The organism is Embleya sp. NPDC059237, from assembly GCF_042754105.1.
GTDB lineage: Bacteria > Actinomycetota > Actinomycetes > Streptomycetales > Streptomycetaceae > Embleya.
In genome coordinates this window covers 708858-726250 of sequence record NZ_JBHZAE010000001.1, presented here as the reverse complement: position 1 = coordinate 726250, position 17393 = coordinate 708858, and the positions used below count along the sequence as shown (strand labels likewise).

At 73.1% G+C, this 17393-nt stretch carries 14 protein-coding genes; 8 read left to right on the top strand and 6 right to left on the bottom strand.

Features of this window, described 5'->3' with window-relative positions:
• Nucleotides 1–47: 47 nt before the first annotated feature.
• Nucleotides 48–2252 (bottom strand): acyl-CoA dehydrogenase, encoded by a 2205-nt coding sequence (locus tag ACFXKZ_RS03250; protein WP_379995825.1) that lies wholly within the window; start codon nt 2250–2252, stop codon nt 48–50.
• A 195-nt stretch (nt 2253–2447) separates the two neighbouring features.
• Here ACFXKZ_RS03250 and ACFXKZ_RS03245 point away from each other — a divergent pair, with 195 nt between their 5' ends.
• From ACFXKZ_RS03245 to ACFXKZ_RS03215, 7 genes are all read left to right on the top strand, one after another.
• Nucleotides 2448–3086 (top strand): class I SAM-dependent methyltransferase, encoded by a 639-nt coding sequence (locus ACFXKZ_RS03245; protein WP_379995823.1) that lies wholly within the window; start codon nt 2448–2450, stop codon nt 3084–3086.
• Between the two features lie 308 nt (nt 3087–3394).
• Nucleotides 3395–4714 (top strand): hypothetical protein, encoded by a 1320-nt coding sequence (locus tag ACFXKZ_RS03240; RefSeq protein WP_379995821.1) that lies wholly within the window; start codon nt 3395–3397, stop codon nt 4712–4714.
• 103 nt (nt 4715–4817) lie between these two features.
• On the top strand, nt 4818–5810 hold the full coding sequence (locus ACFXKZ_RS03235) for an N-acetylmuramoyl-L-alanine amidase (RefSeq protein WP_379997276.1): 993 nt from the start codon (nt 4818–4820) through the stop codon (nt 5808–5810).
• A 242-nt stretch (nt 5811–6052) separates the two neighbouring features.
• Complete coding sequence (locus ACFXKZ_RS03230) at nt 6053–7147, top strand: hypothetical protein (RefSeq protein WP_379995819.1); 1095 nt, start codon at nt 6053–6055, stop codon at nt 7145–7147.
• 126 nt (nt 7148–7273) lie between these two features.
• Nucleotides 7274–8326, top strand: a complete 1053-nt coding sequence (locus ACFXKZ_RS03225; RefSeq protein WP_379995817.1) for a hypothetical protein — start codon at nt 7274–7276, stop codon at nt 8324–8326.
• 180 nt (nt 8327–8506) lie between these two features.
• Nucleotides 8507–9388: a hypothetical protein gene (locus ACFXKZ_RS03220; RefSeq protein ID WP_379995815.1), complete on the top strand. Its 882-nt coding sequence runs from the start codon at nt 8507–8509 to the stop codon at nt 9386–9388.
• Nucleotides 9389–9626: 238 nt separating this feature from the next.
• Entirely contained in the window at nt 9627–10640 is a 1014-nt protein-coding gene (locus tag ACFXKZ_RS03215; protein WP_379995813.1) for an LLM class F420-dependent oxidoreductase, read from the top strand.
• Nucleotides 10641–10674: 34 nt separating this feature from the next.
• Here ACFXKZ_RS03215 and ACFXKZ_RS03210 read toward each other — a convergent pair whose 3' ends face one another.
• The 4 genes from ACFXKZ_RS03210 to ACFXKZ_RS03195 form a co-directional block, all read right to left on the bottom strand.
• Nucleotides 10675–12507, bottom strand: coding sequence for a serine/threonine protein kinase (locus tag ACFXKZ_RS03210; protein WP_379995810.1), 1833 nt, complete (start codon nt 12505–12507; stop codon nt 10675–10677).
• A gap of 384 nt (nt 12508–12891) precedes the next feature.
• Entirely contained in the window at nt 12892–14016 is a 1125-nt protein-coding gene (locus tag ACFXKZ_RS03205; RefSeq protein WP_379995808.1) for a prenyltransferase, read from the bottom strand.
• Entirely contained in the window at nt 14013–14795 is a 783-nt protein-coding gene (locus tag ACFXKZ_RS03200) for a class I SAM-dependent methyltransferase (RefSeq protein WP_379995806.1), read from the bottom strand. The genes ACFXKZ_RS03205 and ACFXKZ_RS03200 overlap by 4 nt, the downstream gene beginning before the upstream one ends.
• A 65-nt stretch (nt 14796–14860) precedes the next feature.
• Complete coding sequence (locus ACFXKZ_RS03195) at nt 14861–16294, bottom strand: glycosyltransferase family 4 protein (protein WP_379995804.1); 1434 nt, start codon at nt 16292–16294, stop codon at nt 14861–14863.
• A 173-nt stretch (nt 16295–16467) separates the two neighbouring features.
• Here ACFXKZ_RS03195 and ACFXKZ_RS03190 point away from each other — a divergent pair, with 173 nt between their 5' ends.
• Complete coding sequence (locus ACFXKZ_RS03190; protein ID WP_379995801.1) at nt 16468–17073, top strand: TetR family transcriptional regulator; 606 nt, start codon at nt 16468–16470, stop codon at nt 17071–17073.
• Nucleotides 17074–17127: 54 nt separating this feature from the next.
• Here the strand turns inward: ACFXKZ_RS03190 and ACFXKZ_RS03185 are convergent, their stop codons facing one another.
• Nucleotides 17128–17358: a ferredoxin gene (locus ACFXKZ_RS03185; RefSeq protein ID WP_379995799.1), complete on the bottom strand. Its 231-nt coding sequence runs from the start codon at nt 17356–17358 to the stop codon at nt 17128–17130.
• Nucleotides 17359–17393: the final 35 nt, after the last annotated feature.

Below are 17393 nucleotides of genomic sequence, written 5' to 3'. Positions count from 1 at the left end.
ACCGGAAACGAAGCCGGAACCCGGAACGGCCCGGCGAACGGCAGGAACTATTTCTCGCTCGGCTGCGGATCCCTGGGCAGCCCGAGGATGCGCTCGCCGACCACGTTGAGCTGGACCTGCGTGGTGCCACCCGCGATGGTCAGGCAGCGGCTCATCAAAAATCCGAACGCCGCCTTCTGGCCGTCCCCCTCGTCCACCGCGCCCAGCGGGCCGAGCAGTTCGAGGCTCAGCTCGGACTCGCGCTGCTGGTGCGGGGTGCCGACGAGCTTGCGTACCGACGCGCCCGCGCCCGGCTCCAGGCCGGACAGCCGGGCCAGCGTGGTGCGCAGCTCGATCAGCGCCAACGAGGACGCCTCGGCCACCAGCGCGCCCAGGCGCTCCCGGAAGCCGCCGTCCACGAACTCGCCCGCCGGGCCGTTCACCGCCGCGACCAGATTCGCGATGCCCGCGCCGAACGAGCTGCCCGCGCCCATGTGCACCCGCTCGTTGCCGAGCGTGTTGCGGGCCACCTGCCAGCCGCCGTCGACCTCGCCGACGACCATCTCGTCCGGTACGAAGAGGTCTTCGAGGAAGATCTCGTTGAACATCGCCAGGCCGCTGATCTCCTTGAGTGGACGGATGTCCAGGCCCGCCGAGGCCATGTCCACGATGAAGTACGTCAGGCCCTCGTGCTTGGGCTTGTCCGGCGAGGTGCGCGCGAGCAGGATGCCCCACTGCGACTCGCGGGCCCGCGAGGTCCACACCTTCTGGCCGTTGATCAGCCAGCCGCCCTCGGTCCGGGTCGCGCGCGTGGAGATCGCGGCCAGGTCGGAGCCCGCGCCGGGCTCGGAGAACAGCTGGCACCACTGGATCTCGCCGCGCAACGTCGGCGGCGCGAACCGCTCCTGCTGGGCCTGCGTCCCGTAGGCGATCAGCGACGGGATCACCCAGTTGCCCATGGTGATGTCCGGCAGCCGCACGCCGAGCGCCTTCATCTCCTGCTGGATCACCAACTGCTCGACCGGGCCGGCCCCGATGCCGTACGGCTTGGGCAGGTACGGCGCCGCGTAGCCCAACGGGGCGAGCCGCGCGCGCTGTTCGGCCCCGGACTCGCCGGCCACCTCGGCCAGGATCGCCCGCGCGGTGTCGCGCAGCCGCTCCGCCTCCTCGGGCAGGTCCAGGACCAGGTCCCGGCGCGCACCGGCGCTCGCCAGCTCGGTCACCCGCAGCCGCCACTGCGCGGCGGGCCCCGCGTACTGGCGCAGGGTCAGCCCCCGGCGCAGGTAGATGTGCGCGTCGTGCTCCCAGGTGAAGCCGATGCCGCCGAGGATCTGTACGCAGTCCTTGGTCGTGGTGAAGGCCGCCTCGATCGCATACGTGGCGGCGATCGCGGCGGTCAGCGACCGGGTCGGCGCGTCCGAGCCCGCGTCGAACGCGCGCGCCGCGTCCCACGTGACCGCGCGCGACTGTTCGACCCGAACCAGCATGTCCGCGCACAGGTGCTTGATCGCCTGGAACTGCCCGATGGGGCGGCCGAACTGCTCGCGCACCTTGGCGTACTCGGTCGCCGTGTCGAGCGCCCACGCGGCCACGCCGCAGGCCTCGGCGGACATCAGTACGGCCGCCAGGTCGCGGGCCAGGGCCTCGTTCACCGCGGCCAGCACCCGCGTGGCCGGGACCACGGTGTCCACCGTCACCTCGGCGCTGCGCCGGGTCGGGTCCACGCTCTTGAGCGCCCGGATGTCGACGTCCGGCGCGTCCACCGCGACGTACACCACCGCGCCGTCGGCTCGGCGGGCCGCCAGCACCAGCACGTCGGCGAGCGCACCGCCCAGGATCGGCGTGGCCACCCCGCTCACCCGCAGCCCACCCGCCTCCTCGGCGGCCGTCACGGTGCCGGGCCCGGTCGCGACCGCGCCGATCAGCGTGCCGTCGACCAGGCCGGGCAGCAGCTCCTTCGCCGCGTCGCCGCCGTCGGCCTGCAGCAGCGCCGAGGCCAGGACGGTGGGCAGGAACGGGCCGGGGAGCATGCCGAGGCCGGCCTGTTCGAGGGCCACCGCGGTCTCGACCAGGCCGTAGCCGGCGCCGCCGAACTCCTCGGCGACATGCATCCCGAGCAGGCCCTGCTCGGCGAGGGCCGGCCAGTGTCCGGGGCGCTCCTCGCCGTCCGCCTCCAGCACCCGGCGCACCTCCTGGATGGGTGCAACACGTTGCACCCATCCGCGTACCGATTCCGCCAGGGAGCGGTGCTCCTCCGTGATGCCGATGGCCATATCGCGCCTTCCATGACTTCCGTGACTGGGTCCAGTACTTGCGATAGTAGAACCCGTTTCAATTGTTGGGGACCCCGATGTGGCCCCCGACACGGTGGCGCGGGGGCGGCTGCGGCAGCATGGGGTCCGGCCGGCCGACGGCGGCCCGGCGGTGCACCGACCCGGCCCGCGTGGTCCGACCCAGGAGATCCCGACATGAGCACCATCGACCCCGCCGTGCGGGCCGCGTTCGAGGCGGCCACCGGATTCATGCCGGCCGACGAGGGCGACGCGCTGTACGCCGCGGCGGTCCTGGCGGCCCGGGTCGGCCCGCTGGTCGAACTGGGCACGTACTGCGGGCGGTCGACGATCCTGCTCGCCGCGGTCGCGCGCGACGCGGGCACGGTGGTGGTCACGCTCGACCACCACCGCGGCTCCGAGGAGCAGCAGCCCGGGTGGGAGTACCACGACCCGAATCTGGTCGACGCCGAACTGGGCGTGATGGACACGCTGCCGACGTTCCGCCGCACGCTGTATCGCAGCGGGCTCGAACCGTATGTGGTGGCCCTGGTCGGACACAGCCGGACGATCGCCCCGCTGTGGAACACCCCGGTGGGCCTGGTGTTCATCGACGGCGGGCACACCGACGAGCACGCGCAGGGCGACTACGAGGGCTGGGCGCCGCACGTCGCGGTCGGCGGACTGCTGCTGATCCACGACGTGTTCCCGGACCCGACCGACGGCGGCCAGGCACCGTACCGGGTCTACCGACGCGCACTCGCCTCCGGCGCGTTCGAGGAACTCCCGGGCCGGGGCTCACTGCGGGTGCTGCGCCGCGTGGCGGCCGGGATCTGACCGGAGCGGCTCATGGGCGGTCGCGGGAAACGAGCCGCGGGCGAAGCGGGGGCGCTCCCGTCGAAACGACCTGGGGCACCCGAAGGCGGTCCGGCGAGCCGTACCCCTGCCCGCCCGCCGCCGGTCCCCGGTCGGCCCGGCGGCGAAGCGACGGCGATGCGGACCGCGATCCGTGCGGTCGACACCCCGTCGTTCGGCGTCAAGATCGATTCGAGCCTGATTCGATTCCCGAAAGCAATCCGATCCGGTCCCGCGCGGGTCCCGTTTGCTGGGACAATGCCCATCCGGAAGGACGCGGGGGGATGGTCATGTCCGATCAGCATCAGCACGACGACGGGCCCGGCGAACCCGCGGCGGACGGCGAGCGGTTCGAGACGGTCTGGGATCGGACGGCCAACGGCGGCGTGGGCGGCTGGGTGCGCCGCCGGATCACCGCCGGGCCGACCGCCGTGAACCCGGGCGCGCCGCCGCGTCCGCATCACGAGCCCACCGCCCACCTGCCGGCCGCCACGCCGCCGGCGCGGCCCGACATGCCGCCGCCCGTACCACCCGCACCACCCGCGTCGCCCGACGAGCAGGACACCGTCGACAACCCGGCGGCGGCCCGCGGCATGCCCGCCGGCCCGCCACCCCCGGGGTGGCCGGTTTCCACCCCGCCCCCGGTGTCCACCCCGCCCCGGGTGTCCCCCCAGCCGCCCGCCGTCACCCCGCCACCGGTGCCCGTGCCGCCTCCGCCGATGTCCCCGAACCCGTCGGCGCCGACCGCGGACTGGTACCGCCAGGGCCCCGGGCACACCCCCGTCCACGGCATCCCGGGCGACCGGCCCGACCACGGTGTGCCGCCGGCCCGCGACGTCCCCGTCGCCCCGGACTGGTACCGCGGCGCCACCCCGCCGGCCCCCGGCCCGCTCTCGCCCACCCCGCCCGGCCCCTCGTTCGAGCGCACCCTCCTGTTCATCGTGGCCGCGGTCGTCCTGATCGCCGCCGTCGGCACCCTGGTCGCCCTGAAGCCGTGGGCGGAGGACGACAAGAAGCCGGCCGCCCACGGCTCACCGAGCGTGGAATCCACCGCCGGCTCGACCTCCCCCTCCGGCGACGCGGCGGGCGCTCAGCCCGGTGCCCCGTCGACCCCGCCGCCGGCCCAACAGACCACGATCACCACCCCGCCGCCCGCGAGCCCCTCGCCGGACGGCCGCGCGCAGGCCGCCGCGTTGGACACCCTGCTCTCCCGCAGCGGTTCGTCCCGGCAGTCGGTGATCGACGCGGTGAACAACATCGGCTCCTGCTCGTCGCTGGCCGCGTCCCGCTCCGCGCTGCTCGACGCCGCCGCGCAACGTGACCAGCTGGTCACCCAGTTGGACGCGATGCGCTTCGACGCGGCCCCCGAACTCCAGTCCGCCGCACCGACGTTGCGCACCGCGTGGACCGCCTCCGCGCGCGCCGACCGATCGTTCGCCGCGTGGGCACAGTCCGCGGCCGACTCGGGCTGTCCGGGCACCCGGGCGCTCTACGACGAGGGCGCCACGATCAGTTCCGAGGCGTCCACCGCGAAGAAGTCGTTCGTGACGACCTGGAACGCCGTCGCCTCGCGCTACGGCCTCACGTCCAGGAGTGAACTTGACCTCTGACCGCCGCGACGATCGCGGCCGTCCCGACGACCCCGCTCCCCGCTACCGCCATCCCCCGGCCGCCGCCGACCCGTTCGGCCACGCGCCCGCGCAGGAGGCCCGGATCGAGGCGGCACACGAGCGCCTGCGCCGCCGGCGGCGGATCACCCTGACCGTGGCCGCCCTGGCGCTGGCCGCCGCCGGCGCCGGCACCATCGCGGTGGCCTGGCCGAGCGGGCACGACGCGGCGCGCACCGAGGCCGCCCACACGCGGTCGGCGACCGCGGCCGGCGACCCGCCGAGTACGCCCCACGCCGCGCCGGCCGACGGCGCGCCCGCCCCGAACGCGACCACCTCGACCGGCGAACCACCGCCCGCGGCCCCGGCGCAGCCCCCCGCGACCGCGGCCGTCCCGCCCCCACCCCGCGCCGGCGGCGGACTCCCGCTGTCGGGGCGGGTGGTGGTGCTCGACCCCGGCCACAATCCGGGCAACGGCGGCCATGCCCGCGAGATCAACAAGCAGGTGTACGCGGGCGGGCTGACCAAGGAGTGCGACACCACCGGCACCGAGACCAACCAGGGTTACACCGAGGCCGAGTTCACCCTCGACGTGGCACACCGCGCGAAGCGCTTGCTGGAGGCCCAGGGCGCCACGGTGGTGTACACGTGGGAGACCGAGGCGTGGGGGCCGTGCGTCGACGAGCGCGCGGCGCGGGGCAACACGGCCAAGGCGGACGCGGTGGTGTCCATCCACGCCGACGGCGGCCCGGCCGGCGGGCGCGGCTTCCACGTCATCCTGCCCGCCGCGGTCAAGGACAAGAACGTGGACACCACGCCGATCCTGGCGCCCTCGCGCGATCTCGGCGGCCTGCTCGCCAAGGCGTTTCGGGCGGCCACCGGCACCTCCCCGGCCACCTACCTGGGCACCGACGACGGGCTGGTCACCCGTACCGATCTCGGCGGACTCAACCTGTCCACCCGACCCAAGGTGTTCATCGAATGCGGCAACATGCGCAATGCGTCGGACGCCGCGCAGTTCACCGACCCGAACTGGCGTGAGCGCGCCGCGTCCGGGATCGCGACCGGGATCACGGCCTATCTGTTGAAGGGGACGTGAGCCACGAGTCCCCTGTCCCCTAGGGTCGTTGCGATCGTCCCGACGCGCGTGCGCGACGGTGACGCTCCCCGGTTCGCGACGTCCACGCGTGCCGGGCACCGCCGGACGGTTCCCGGTCGGGCCACGGACCACCGCGAGCCGCACGATCGGGCCCGGCGCGAGCCGCCCACACACCGCACGTCGCCCGGCGCACCCCGCGCCGCCGGCGTCACGTCCCCCTCCGTATCGCCAAAGGAGCAACGTTGAACCGGAAAGGGATCACGAGGGGCGATGCGATCGTCATTCTCGCGATCGTCCTGATCTTCATCTTCTCGTTCTTCAAATACTACGAAGTCAGCGCCACCTCCCACGGCAGCAGCAACATCAGCGACGACGGAGACCTGCTCGGCGGCGGTCGCAGCGAGTCCAAGAGTTGGAACGCCTGGACGGTCGACTTCTACCCGCTGATGCCGGCCGTCGTCCTGGTGCCGCTGCTGGCCGTGCTGCTCATGGTCATCGGCCGTTTCACCGCGCAGCCGGACAAGCCGGCCCTGGGTCTGGCCCCGCGCCAGTGGGCGATCGCGTTCGTCGTCTCCGGCGCGATCAGCGGTTTCTTCGCCCCGTTCGGGGCGGGCGGTATGATCGGCGACCTCGTCGAGGGCTCGGCCCCGTCCCGCTTTACGGTCGATTCCGGACCCACCGTCTTCGCCTGGCTGATGATGGTGGCCGGACTGGTCGCGGCGTTGTTCCTGATCATCGGCGACCGCATCCCCAGCCTGGCGTCACCGCTGTTCAGCCCGGTCCCGCAACAACCGTGGGGCTACCCGCCGAACGCCACCGGCGGCTACCCGGTCCCGCTGGACCCGAACACCGGCCTGCCGATGGCGATCGACCCGAACACGGGCTACCCGCTGCCGAACGCCACCGGTGGCTATCCCGCGCCGCCCGGCTACCCGGCGACGGGGGTGGGCACCGCCGCCGCGCCGATGGCCGGCGTCCCCGCGCACATGCCGCCGCCGACCCCCTCCGGGTCGACCGCCGCCGTTCCCGAGGCCGCGCCCGGCACCACCGCGCCGGGCGCACCCGCCGCTCCGGGCGCCGTCGAGTCCGGCACCGGCGCACAGCCGGCCGCCGCCGAGACCGGCGCGCAGCCGCCGGAGTTCGCCCAGTTCTGGTTCGCCGTGCCCGAGGCCCGCCCGCTGGCCCCCACCGAGGGCCTGTCCAAGGAGCCGGTGGCCACCCTGCGGACCGGGCAGTGGTACCTCGCCGTCGCCCCCCACCCGGGCGGCGTCCTGGTCGAGGCCGACGGCGTTCGCGGGGTCCTGAGCGACGTCTCCGGAATCCAACGCGGAGAATGACGGTATGTCAGGCCCCGGTGCCGGTGCGGGCGACCGTACCGGCACCGGGCCGCGGCGCGACGGCCGCGGTCCGTCGCGACACGCGCATGTCCACGCAGTACGAAAGCCCCGTCAGGGAGGAGCACGATGCCACGCAAAGGCGTCACCCGAGGTGATCTGATCGTCGCGGTGGCGGCGATCGGAGTTCTGGTCTTCTCGTTTCTCCCCTGGTACACGGTGACCGCCAAGGGCAGAGACCTCACCGAGGGCACCACCCACTACTCGGCGTGGATCGGCGACTTCACACCGCTCGCGCCCGCCGTCGTGCTGCTGTCCTCGATCTCGCTGGTGTTGCTGCTGATCGGCCGGTACACCTTCCGTCCCGGCTCGCCGCCGACCGAGATCCAGTTCGCCGGGGTCGCCCTGCGGCAGTGGGGCGTCGTGCTCGGCGTGGCGTCGGCGTGGAGCGCGGTGTGGGCCGTGCTGGGCGCGGACGGCGGCTACGACAAGCTGGCCCGCACCGCGCAGCGGATCGCCCGTGCCGGCGGCGACTCGCAGGCGACCGTGGACGCCGCGCACGGCTACGGCGCGTGGGGGCTGGCCGGGTTCGCCGTGTTGCAGGCCCTGTTGCTGCTCACCGTGGACCGGATCGGCGGGCTGAACGTGCCGCTGGTGCGCCCGCGCGAGGCCGGCTGGCCCGGCTACCCCGGCGGCGGCTTCCCCGGCGCGCCCGGCGGCTATCCGCCCGGCCCGCCCGGAACCGGCGGCTTCCCGGTGCCGCCTCCGGTCGCGCCGCCCGTGTACGGCCCCTCGGGCAACACTCCCCCGCCGCAGACCCCGCCGATGCAGCCCCCGGCGATGCAGCCGCCCGCGGTGCAACCTCCGGTGCTGCTGCTCAAGTCGGACGACTCGGCGGCGAATCCGGCGATCGGCGCCGACCGGGTGCCCGCCGCCACGGGCGGGGACGCCCGGGACTCGGCGACGGATTCCGGCGATCCGGGCACGTTCGAACAGTACTGGCTGGCTGTGCCCGAACCCCGCACGCTGCGGCCGCTCGACGTCTCCGGCGACGCGCCGGCCACGCTGCTTCCCGGGGTCTGGTACCTCGCGGTGGGCGTGCGCGACGACGGCATCGTCATCGATCTCGACGGCGTTCAGGGTGTGTTGACCGACCTGACGGGTATTCAGCGCGGCGAATAGACATCCGTGGAAAATGCCCCCATACGGTGTGTCGTATGGGGTCGGGGCACAGATCGTTCCCCCGTCTGGCACAGTGTCCCCGGACCAATGCACCGAGGACGCGCGGGGGCGATGTCGGTGGCACGACTTGGGTCGCCCCCGTACGCTGTCGGCGCCCATCCCCCTCGGGAGGAGTATTCAGTGGACGTCAGAAAGCTCTCGCGTGGCGACGCGGTCATCGGGGTCGCCGCCGTGCTCATCTTCATTTTCTCGTTCTTCGACTACATCGGTTTGAAGAGCGAGTTTCGCGGCGTCGACGGCTCGGCGAGCGCCTGGTCGGGCGACGTGGCTCCGGTCGTCTTCGCGTGCGTGTTGACCCCGATCATCGCCGGCGTGCTGTTCATCCTCGGCGGTCTGCTGCCGCAACTGCAGGACAAGCAGATCCTCGGGCTGACCGCTCGCCAGTGGGCCCTGCCGCTCGCGGTGGTCTCGCCGATCAACGCCCTGTGGTCGATCGCCCGCGCCTCCGATGGCCTGGAGATGAAGGCCGGCGGAATTCTCGTCGTCCTGTCCGTCCTCGTGCTCAGCGGCGCCCTGATCGCCACCAGCGTGGTGCCGGCCCTCCAGGTGCCGCTGCTCGGCGCGGGCGGTCCGCGTCCGGGTGCGGGTCAGCCCGGCCAGTACGGCGCCCCGCAGGGTCAGCAGCAGTTCGGCGGCGCGCCCTACGGCGGTCCGCAGGGCCCCCAGGGTCAGCAGCCGTATGGCGGCGCCCCGCAGCAGGGCGGCTTCGGCGGCCCGGCGCCGCAGGGTCCCCAGGGACCGCAGGGCGGCTTCGGCGCCCCGGGCCCGCAGGGCCCCGGCGGTGGGCAGCAGCCCGCCCCGGGCGGTGCGCCGTTCCAGCCCTTCTGGTTCTCGGTGCCGGACTCGCGTCCGATGCTGGACGAGCACACCAACCAGGAGAAGGGCGTGCTGAACACGGGCGTCTGGTACCTGGCGGTGGCCGAGCACCCGAACGGCCTGCTCGTCGAGGTCGACAACGTGCGCGGCGTGCTCCAGAACACGATGGGCATCCAGCGCTCGTGACACCGGTGCTCCCGAGGAACCGGTAATACCGAGACCCCGCGAACAGACACAGGCAGGGGCGTCGTCCACTTCGGACGGCGCCCTTTCGCCTGCCCGCGGGCGGACCGGCCCGGCCCCCGGCGGAGGCGGCCTCCCCGAAAAGTAAAACGTGTTCTAGTCTGCGGAGGCGATTCACCGCGCCGCGTCGCGCGGTTCCGTACGACTTCGGGCAACCGTGGGCAAACATGGAGGTACCGCCATGAGGCTGGGTCTGACGTTCGGGTATTGGGGCCGAGGCCCGTCCGCCGACTTCGTCGAGACGGCGCGCGAGGCCGAACGCCTCGGCTTCGACTCGGTCTGGACCGCCGAGTCGTGGGGCTCGGACGTGTTCACCCCGCTGACCTGGATCGCGGCCAACACCTCGCGGATCGGCCTGGGTACCGCCGTCACCCAGATGACCGCCCGCACCCCCACCGCGACCGCAATGCACGCGTTGACCCTGGACCACCTGTCCGGCGGGCGGATGATCCTCGGCCTCGGGCTCTCCGGCCCGCAGGTGGTCGAGGGCTGGTACGGGCGGCCGTTCCCCAAGAGCCCGCTGACCTTCACCCGCGAGTACGTGGACGTGATCCGCCAGGTGCTGCGTCGCGAGGGGCCGGTGGTGGCCGAGGGCCGCTACGCGCAGCACCCGTACGCGGGCGAGGACGGCAGCGGGCTCGGCAAGCCGCTCAAGTCGATCACCCACCCGCTGCGCGCGGACCTGCCCATCTTCCTCGGCGCCGAGGGGCCGAAGAACGTGCATCTGACCACGCAGATCGCGGACGGCTGGCTGCCGCTGCACTGGGCGCCGACCCGTCCCGAGGTGTACGCGGACGCGCTGCGGGACAAGCCGGCGGGCTTTCGGATCGCGCCGATGGTGCAGGTGGCGCTCGGCGACGACGTCGAGCAGGCGATGTTCCCGATCAAGGCGGCGATGGGCTTCTACGTCGGCGGGATGGGCGCGAAGAACAAGAACTTCCACGCGGACCTGATGCGCCGGTTCGGCTATGCCGAGGAGGCGGACCGGATCCAGGAGTTGTTCGCGGCCGGCAGGCGCGACGAGGCGATCGCCGCGGTACCGAGCGCCTTCGTCGACGAAATCGCGCTCGTCGGCCCGGCGGCCCGGATCCGCGAGCGTTTCGCCGCGTGGGCCGCCGACCCGCACGTCACCGACATGATCGTCACCACGCGCAACCCGGCGGCCCTGCGCCTGCTGGCCGACCTCGTGTCCTGACCCGAGGCCGCGCGGGCCGGTCGGCGTCCCCGGTCTAGGTCACCGTCGACATGCACAGTTCCTGTCCCCGGGAGGGCAGCGGATAGTAGACCGGGGACCGGACGGGGCAGGTGGGGCCGGTGGACGAGGGCATCGGATGGATCTCGTCGATGCGCAGCCGGCCCTGGCCGTCGCGTTGGAAGGCGCCCTGGCACGGTACGAGCGCGGCCAGGAAGGCCCACTGTCGCCCGTCGCGCACCTCCGCCGGCACACACTCGCCGGGTCGGAAGATCCGCTCCAGGCACAGCGCGGGCTGCCCGGGCACGATCGGCCACCGGCTGCGCCCGTCGGTGCTCATGCAGTCCGCCGTGCCGCCGGCGGCCGCGGTGCGGGCCAGCACCCGCTGCCGAGCCGCCGGATCCTCACAGGGCAGCGTGCGCGGTCCGGCGGGCCGCCAGGTCGGCGATCCGTCGCCGGCGAAGTCCACGCAGGCACCGACCTGTACCGAGGCCACGAAGGCCGCGATCGGATCGCCGGAGGCGCCGGCGGTCGGCACCCCGGCGGGGCCCATCGCCCCGCGCTCCCGATCCTCGCGCCCCCGCTCGTAGGCGACTCCGGCCAGCAGCCCGCCCACCAGCGCGATCACCACGAGCGCGGCCACCAGTACCCAACTGGCCCCGCCACCCTCGTGCACCTCGGCCGGCTCGGGCAGGTCGTAGGGGTCCTGCCGATCGTCGCTGTCGTCGATCCGCGGCACCATCGCCTGGACGATCTTGGCGAGTTGCATCGTCTCGGTCGTCTCGGGGGCGCCGGTGCCGTCGCGGGCGGGTGCGGGCGTGGGCGTGGGTTCGGCCGGCTTCGCCGGGGTCGACGCGGCGGCTTTCGGGTCCGATCCGGCCTCGTCCGAACGTCGCGGTTCCGCCGGGTCCGGGTTCGACCCGGCGTCGGCCGCGGCCGAGTCGACGGGCTCGACCGGCTCGTCCGGCTCGTCCTTGTCGACCGGCTCGGCCGGCCCGAGGCGGTCCGCGAGGGGCACGGTCGGCGGGTCGCCGACCAGGCGACCGCGGCGGTGGTACGCGTCGATCAACTCCAGGGCGGCGCCCGGGAGCCACGAGGCGGCCCCGTAGGCCCCCTCCCGAGCCGTCACCGCCCCGGCGACCCCCTCCAGCAACTCCCGCGCCGTGGGCCGGGCCTCCGGATCACGCACCAGGCAGGACCGGATCAGGTCGGCGACCTCGGCCGGTACATCGGCCAGATCGGGCTCACCGGTCGCCACGCTCCGCCGAATCGCCGCCTCCCCCACACCGGAGTGCGGAGGATGTCCGGTCGCCGCGAAACACAGCAACGCGCCGAGCGCGTAGATGTCGGAGGCCGGCACCGGCTCCTCACCGCGCGCCTGTTCGGGCGCGAGGTAGCCGGGCGCGGCGAGCGGGGCGTCCGGGCCCGCGCCCGTGATCCCGAATCCGGTCACCCTCGGCCCGTCGGCGGCCACCACGATCTGCGCGGGCCGCAGGTCACCGTGGACCAGCGACGCCTGATGGATCGTCACCAGCCCCTCGGCGATCCCGGCCGCGAGCCAACGCACCGCGTCGGGCGTCAGCGGCCCACACGAGATCACCAGGTCGGCGAGCGACGGCGCCGGCACGTACACCGAGGCCACCCACGGATTGTGGGCCGCCCCGCCGCTGCCGATCACCTCGATCACACCGGGCCCGCGCACCTTCTGCGCGCGCTTGATCCCCTGCTGCTCGCCGTACAACATCCGCACGGCCATCGGCCGCCCGGCTCCGGTCCGCGCCAGATACACCCAGCCGGGACTACCGACCCCCAGCAGCCCCACCACCGTGTAGGGCCCTATTCGATCCCCAGGCTCCAACCCAGCCGCCATACCCACCTCGTCACCCGAACAACCCAGCCCCCCTGCTCAAACCCTATTGCCGCACCCCCACCCCCAAGACCACGACCACACGGCGGACAAACGGCAGGCCCCGAATCACACCAGGCGGGGGCGGACCGAGCGGGGCGGGGCACCAAAGTCGCGAGGTGAGCGGGGCGGGACGCCAGGGTCGGGGAACAGGGCGGGGCGCCGAAGCCGCAGGGTGAGCGGGGCAACGGGCCAAAGTCGCGGAGCGCGCAAAGCGGAGCACCGGAGCCGCAAGGCGAGCCGGGCGGGACGCCGGAGTCGGCGAGTGAACAAAGCGGAGCGCCGGAGTCGCGGGGACGGCGCCTTGCCCGCCCGCCCGCGCCCCCGGCCCCTCGACCCGCCCGCCCCTCAGCCCCTCACGCAGACATCCGACCCGCACCGCACCTGCGCCGGGTCCAACCCCACCGGTAGGCCGTCGCCCTCGAAGGCCGTGGGGGCGCCGCCGAAGACCGCCGTCGTCGCCGGTTCGCCGCCGAGTGCCGCCGTGGCCAGGATCATCGCGCCCGCCGTCCACGCCGTGCGCTCCACCGGCCAGATCGCGTCGTCCTCGAAGACGTAGCCGGTCCAGTACAGGCCGTCCTCGTGGCGCAGTCGCTGGATCCACGAGACGATCTCCACCGCCCGGTCGCTCTCGCCCAACGCCCACAGCGCGATGGCCAGTTCGCAACTCTCCGCGCCGGTCACCCACGGCCGGTCGGAGACGCATCGCACGCCCAGGTCCGGCACCACGAAGGTGTCCCACCCGTCCTTGATCCGCTCGTCCGCGGCCGGCCCGCGCAGCGCGGTGCCCAGGATCGGGTAGTACCAGTCCATCGAGTAGCGGCTCTTGTCCAGGAACCGCTCCGGGTGCGAGAGCACCGCGTGGCCCAGTCGACCGGCCGCCAACTCCCAGTCGGGCTGCGGCTCGCCGAGGTGTTCCGCGATGGCCAGCGCGCAGCGCAGCGCCTGGTACATGCTCGCCGACCCGGTGAGCAGCGCGTCCGGCACCGGCACGCCGTGTTCGTCCCGCTTCCAGCGGATCTCGCCGCCGGGGGCCTGGAGTTCGAGGATGAAGCCCATCGCCGCACGCAGCTTCGGCCACATCCGGACCAGGAACTCCTCGTCCCCGGTGAGCAGATGGTGGTGCCACAGGCCGACCGCGAGGTAGGCGGTGAAGTTGGCCTCCTTGTTGCGGTCGGTCACCTCGCCGTCCACGTACGCCGCGTACCACGAGCCGTCCGGCTCCTGGCGGCTCGCCAGCCAGCGATAGGCACGCTCGGCCTCGTCGTGCCGGCCGGCCACGTCGAGCGCCATCGCGGCCTCGGTGTGGTCCCACGGGTCGAGGTGTCCGCCGACGAACCACGGGATCGACCCGTCGGGCCGCTGTACCGCGGCGATGCCGTCGATCGTCGCGGCAACCTGATCGACGGTCAGCACGCCTTCCAGGGCCAGCAGTTCGAGCGCCGGCTCGGATCCGGGGCGGGCGAGGCTCATGCGCCCGCCCCGTCGAGCGTCCCGTCGGGACCGGCGGCCCCCGCTTCGGTGTCCGTCTCGCCCGTCGGCCGCGGCTTGGTCGCGTAGACCACCAGGCTCTTCCCGATCAGCGGGTCCAGCGCCTTCTCCGCGAGCCGCGTGGCCAGCGGGCGCTTCATGATGTCCCACACCAGGAGCTTGTGCCACGCGCGGACCGGAAGCGCCTTGTCGTTGTCCACGCCGACCGCGCACTTGATCCACCAGTACGGCGAGTGCAGCGCGTGCGTGTGGTGCGTTCCGTACGGCCGCAGTCCCGACTCGCGGATCCGGGCCGCGAACTCGTCGCCCTTATAGATGCGGATGTGCCCGCCCTCGACCTCGTGATACGCGTCGGACAGCGCCCAGCAGATCTTCTCCGGCCCGTAGCGCGGCACCGTCATCGCGGCCAGCCCACCCGGCTTGAGCACCCGGAACAGCTCGCCCAGCACACCCTTGTCGTCCGGGATGTGCTCCAGCACCTCGGAGATGATCACCCGGTCGAAGCTCGCGTCCGGGAAGGGCAGCGCGAGCGCGTCACCGACCATCGCCTCGGCGCGCGCCCCGGCCGGGACCTCGCCGGCCGCCCGCATCGAGGCGAACATCGCGTCGACCTCGGCGATGTCCTTCGCGTTCCGATCCAGCGCGACCACGTCGGCGCCGCGCCGGTATGCCTCGAAGGCGTGCCGGCCACCGCCACAACCCATGTCCAGGACCCGATCCCCGGGGGCCAGCGGAAAGCGGGAGAAATCCACGGTGAGCAAGTCGGCGACTCCGTCTCGTAGTGCGCGAACCGGTTGCGGGGGCGCCCGGCGAGGATGGGCTGTGGTCAGCTGTTTCGGGATCCGACGGCGGGCTTCGCGGACGACACCCGCCCGAACGGCGACCGGCCGTGCAGCACGTCGCTCGCTCTCTCGGTCAACCCGCGTCGCCCCGCACCGGCCGTGCTCGGCGCGATCGGACCGGCCGCGAGCGCGGCCCGATACCGCTCCACGGTACGCACCGCCGTATTGCGCCACGTGAACCGTTCGAGCACCCGGGCGCGGCCCGCCTCGGCCAGCCGGGCCCGCAGTTCGGGGTCGTCGAGCAGTCGGCCCAGGGCCGCGCGCAGTGCCTCCGGGTCGCCCGGCGGCACCGCCAGGCAGGTCACCCCGTCCGGCCCCGCGACCTCCGGGATCGCCCCGCCCGTACTCGCCACCAGCGCCGTCCCGCACGCCATCGCCTCGGCGGCGGGCAGCGAGAAGCCCTCGTAGAGCGACGGCACGCAGGCGATCTCGGCGCTGCGGATCAGGTCGACCAGCTCGTCGTCGGTGAGTTCGGACACGAAGCGGATGGCCGAGCCCAGCCCGAGCCGCTCGATCGCGCGCAACACGGGACCGTCGCCCTTGGGTCGGCCGACCACCACGAGTTCGACCCGGTCGTGCTCGGCGCGCAGCTTGGCCAGCGCCTCGACCAGGTGGATCAGGCCCTTGAGCGGCACATCCGCGCTCGCCGTGGTCACGATCCGTCCGGGCACCTTGGCCACCGCCGGATCCGGCGCGAACCGGTCGGTGTCGGCGCCCACCGGCACCACGGTGACCCGACTGGGCGAGACGCCCAGGTGGTCGACGATCTCGGCCTTGGACGAGCCGGAGACGGTGACCACCTCGGTCAGCCGCGCGGAGACCCGCTTCTGCATGGTGGTGAACCCGTACCAGCGGTGCAGCGTGGCCTTGCGCCGCAGCGTCGTGGCCTCGCCGATCTCCAGCGCGCGGTCCACCGTGATCGGGTGGTGGATCGTGGTGACCAGCGGGAACCCGAGCCGCGGTAGCGCGAGTTGCCCGTAGCCCAGCGTCTGGTTGTCGTGCACCACGTCGAACTCGCCGCGCCGGGCCGCAAGGTGGCGCCACGCGCGCAGCGAGAAGGTCAGCGGCTCGGGAAAGCCCGCGGTCAACATGCCGCCGACCTCGAGCACGTCGATCCAATCGCGATACTCGCGCAGCTTGGGCATCCGGAACGGATCCGGTTCGCGATACAAATCCAGGCTGGGCAGCGTGGTCAGCTTCACGCCCTCGTCCACGACCGCGTACGGCGGGCCGGAGATCACCTCGACCTCGTGTCCGAGCCTGGTGAGTTCGCGGGAAAGGTGGCGGACGTAAACTCCCTGTCCGCCGCAGTACGGGTCGCCCCGATACGCCAGCAGGGCGATTCGCAGGGGTCGCTCCGGGGAGGTCCGCGCCGGGCCCACCTGGGCGTTCACAGCGGATGCGGTCTCCCGTGTCACGAATGGCCCCCTATCGCTGCCCTCGTCGGAGCATAGTAGTCGCGTAATCTAGAACAGGTTTCAGTATGTGCCCGTCGGAGAGCAGCCAAGATACCGCCGGGTACCCACTGCGACGTGCACCGCGTGACCCGTAACACACCGCCCGGCGGACCGCCGCGCATCGAGAGGCTGACATGACGACGTATACGAAGGCCGACCGGGCGCCGCTGACCGAGCGCCAGGAGGCACGCCGCCGCCGCATCCTGCGCGCGACCACCCAACTGGCCGCCCGAGGCGGTTACGAATCGGTACAGATGCGCGAGGTCGCGGAGCTGTCCGAGGTGGCGCTCGGCACGCTGTACCGCTACTTCCCGTCCAAGGTGCATCTGCTGGTGGCCACCATGTACGACCAGCTGGATCAGCTGCACAGCCAGCTGCGCCGCCGCCCGCCGAAGAGCGTCGGCGCGCGTGAGCGGGTGGTGGACACCCTGCTCCGGGCGTTCAAGGGGATGCAGCGCGAGCCGCACCTGACCGAGGCGATGATGCGGGCGCTCCAGTTCGCCGACCGATCGGTCGGCGCCGAGGTGGACACGGTCAGTCGGGAGACCACCTCGATGATCCTGGAGGCGATCAGCGGCGACGAGCCGCCGAGCGAGCCGACCACGGAGGAGTTGGCGGTGATCCGGGTGATCACCCACACGTGGCACTCGTCCCTGATCGCCTGGCTCAACGGCCGCGCCTCGATTGCCCAGGTCCGCACCGACATCGAAACCGTCTGCCGACTGATCCCGGAGGACTGAGACCCCGCGAGTGCTCCGGCCGGGCCCGCCATCGGCCCGACCGGAGCACTCGCGCTAGTCCGGTGGGAACACGGTCGCGCCGGAGGCCGCGTCCACGATCGAGATGGCCTCGACCGGGCAGCTCTCGGCCGCCTCCAGGATCGCGTCCGAGGCGTCCGTCTCCCCCGCCGTCGGGTGCGACTGCCGACCCGCGTCCAGCTTGAAGTCGTTCGGCGCGCTGCCGATGCACATGCCCGACCCGATGCATACGCTCCGGTCGACCTCGACCCGCCAGCGATCACCCATCAGTACTCCTCTTTCACTCGGCTCCTGCGTCCGCC

Excerpts from the sequence above, each read along its gene's own strand:
- ACFXKZ_RS03250 (WP_379995825.1), bottom strand. The coding sequence starts at position 2,252 with ATGGCCATCGGCATCACGGAGGAGCACCGCTCCCTGGCGGAATCGGTA.
- ACFXKZ_RS03245 (WP_379995823.1), top strand. The coding sequence starts at position 2,448 with ATGAGCACCATCGACCCCGCCGTGCGGGCCGCGTTCGAGGCGGCCACC.
- ACFXKZ_RS03190 (WP_379995801.1), top strand. The coding sequence starts at position 16,468 with ATGACGACGTATACGAAGGCCGACCGGGCGCCGCTGACCGAGCGCCAG.
- ACFXKZ_RS03240 (WP_379995821.1), top strand. The coding sequence starts at position 3,395 with ATGTCCGATCAGCATCAGCACGACGACGGGCCCGGCGAACCCGCGGCG.
- ACFXKZ_RS03205 (WP_379995808.1), bottom strand. The coding sequence starts at position 14,016 with ATGAGCCTCGCCCGCCCCGGATCCGAGCCGGCGCTCGAACTGCTGGCC.
- ACFXKZ_RS03185 (WP_379995799.1), bottom strand. The coding sequence starts at position 17,358 with ATGGGTGATCGCTGGCGGGTCGAGGTCGACCGGAGCGTATGCATCGGG.
- ACFXKZ_RS03210 (WP_379995810.1), bottom strand. The coding sequence starts at position 12,507 with ATGGCGGCTGGGTTGGAGCCTGGGGATCGAATAGGGCCCTACACGGTG.
- ACFXKZ_RS03215 (WP_379995813.1), top strand. The coding sequence starts at position 9,627 with ATGAGGCTGGGTCTGACGTTCGGGTATTGGGGCCGAGGCCCGTCCGCC.
- ACFXKZ_RS03225 (WP_379995817.1), top strand. The coding sequence starts at position 7,274 with ATGCCACGCAAAGGCGTCACCCGAGGTGATCTGATCGTCGCGGTGGCG.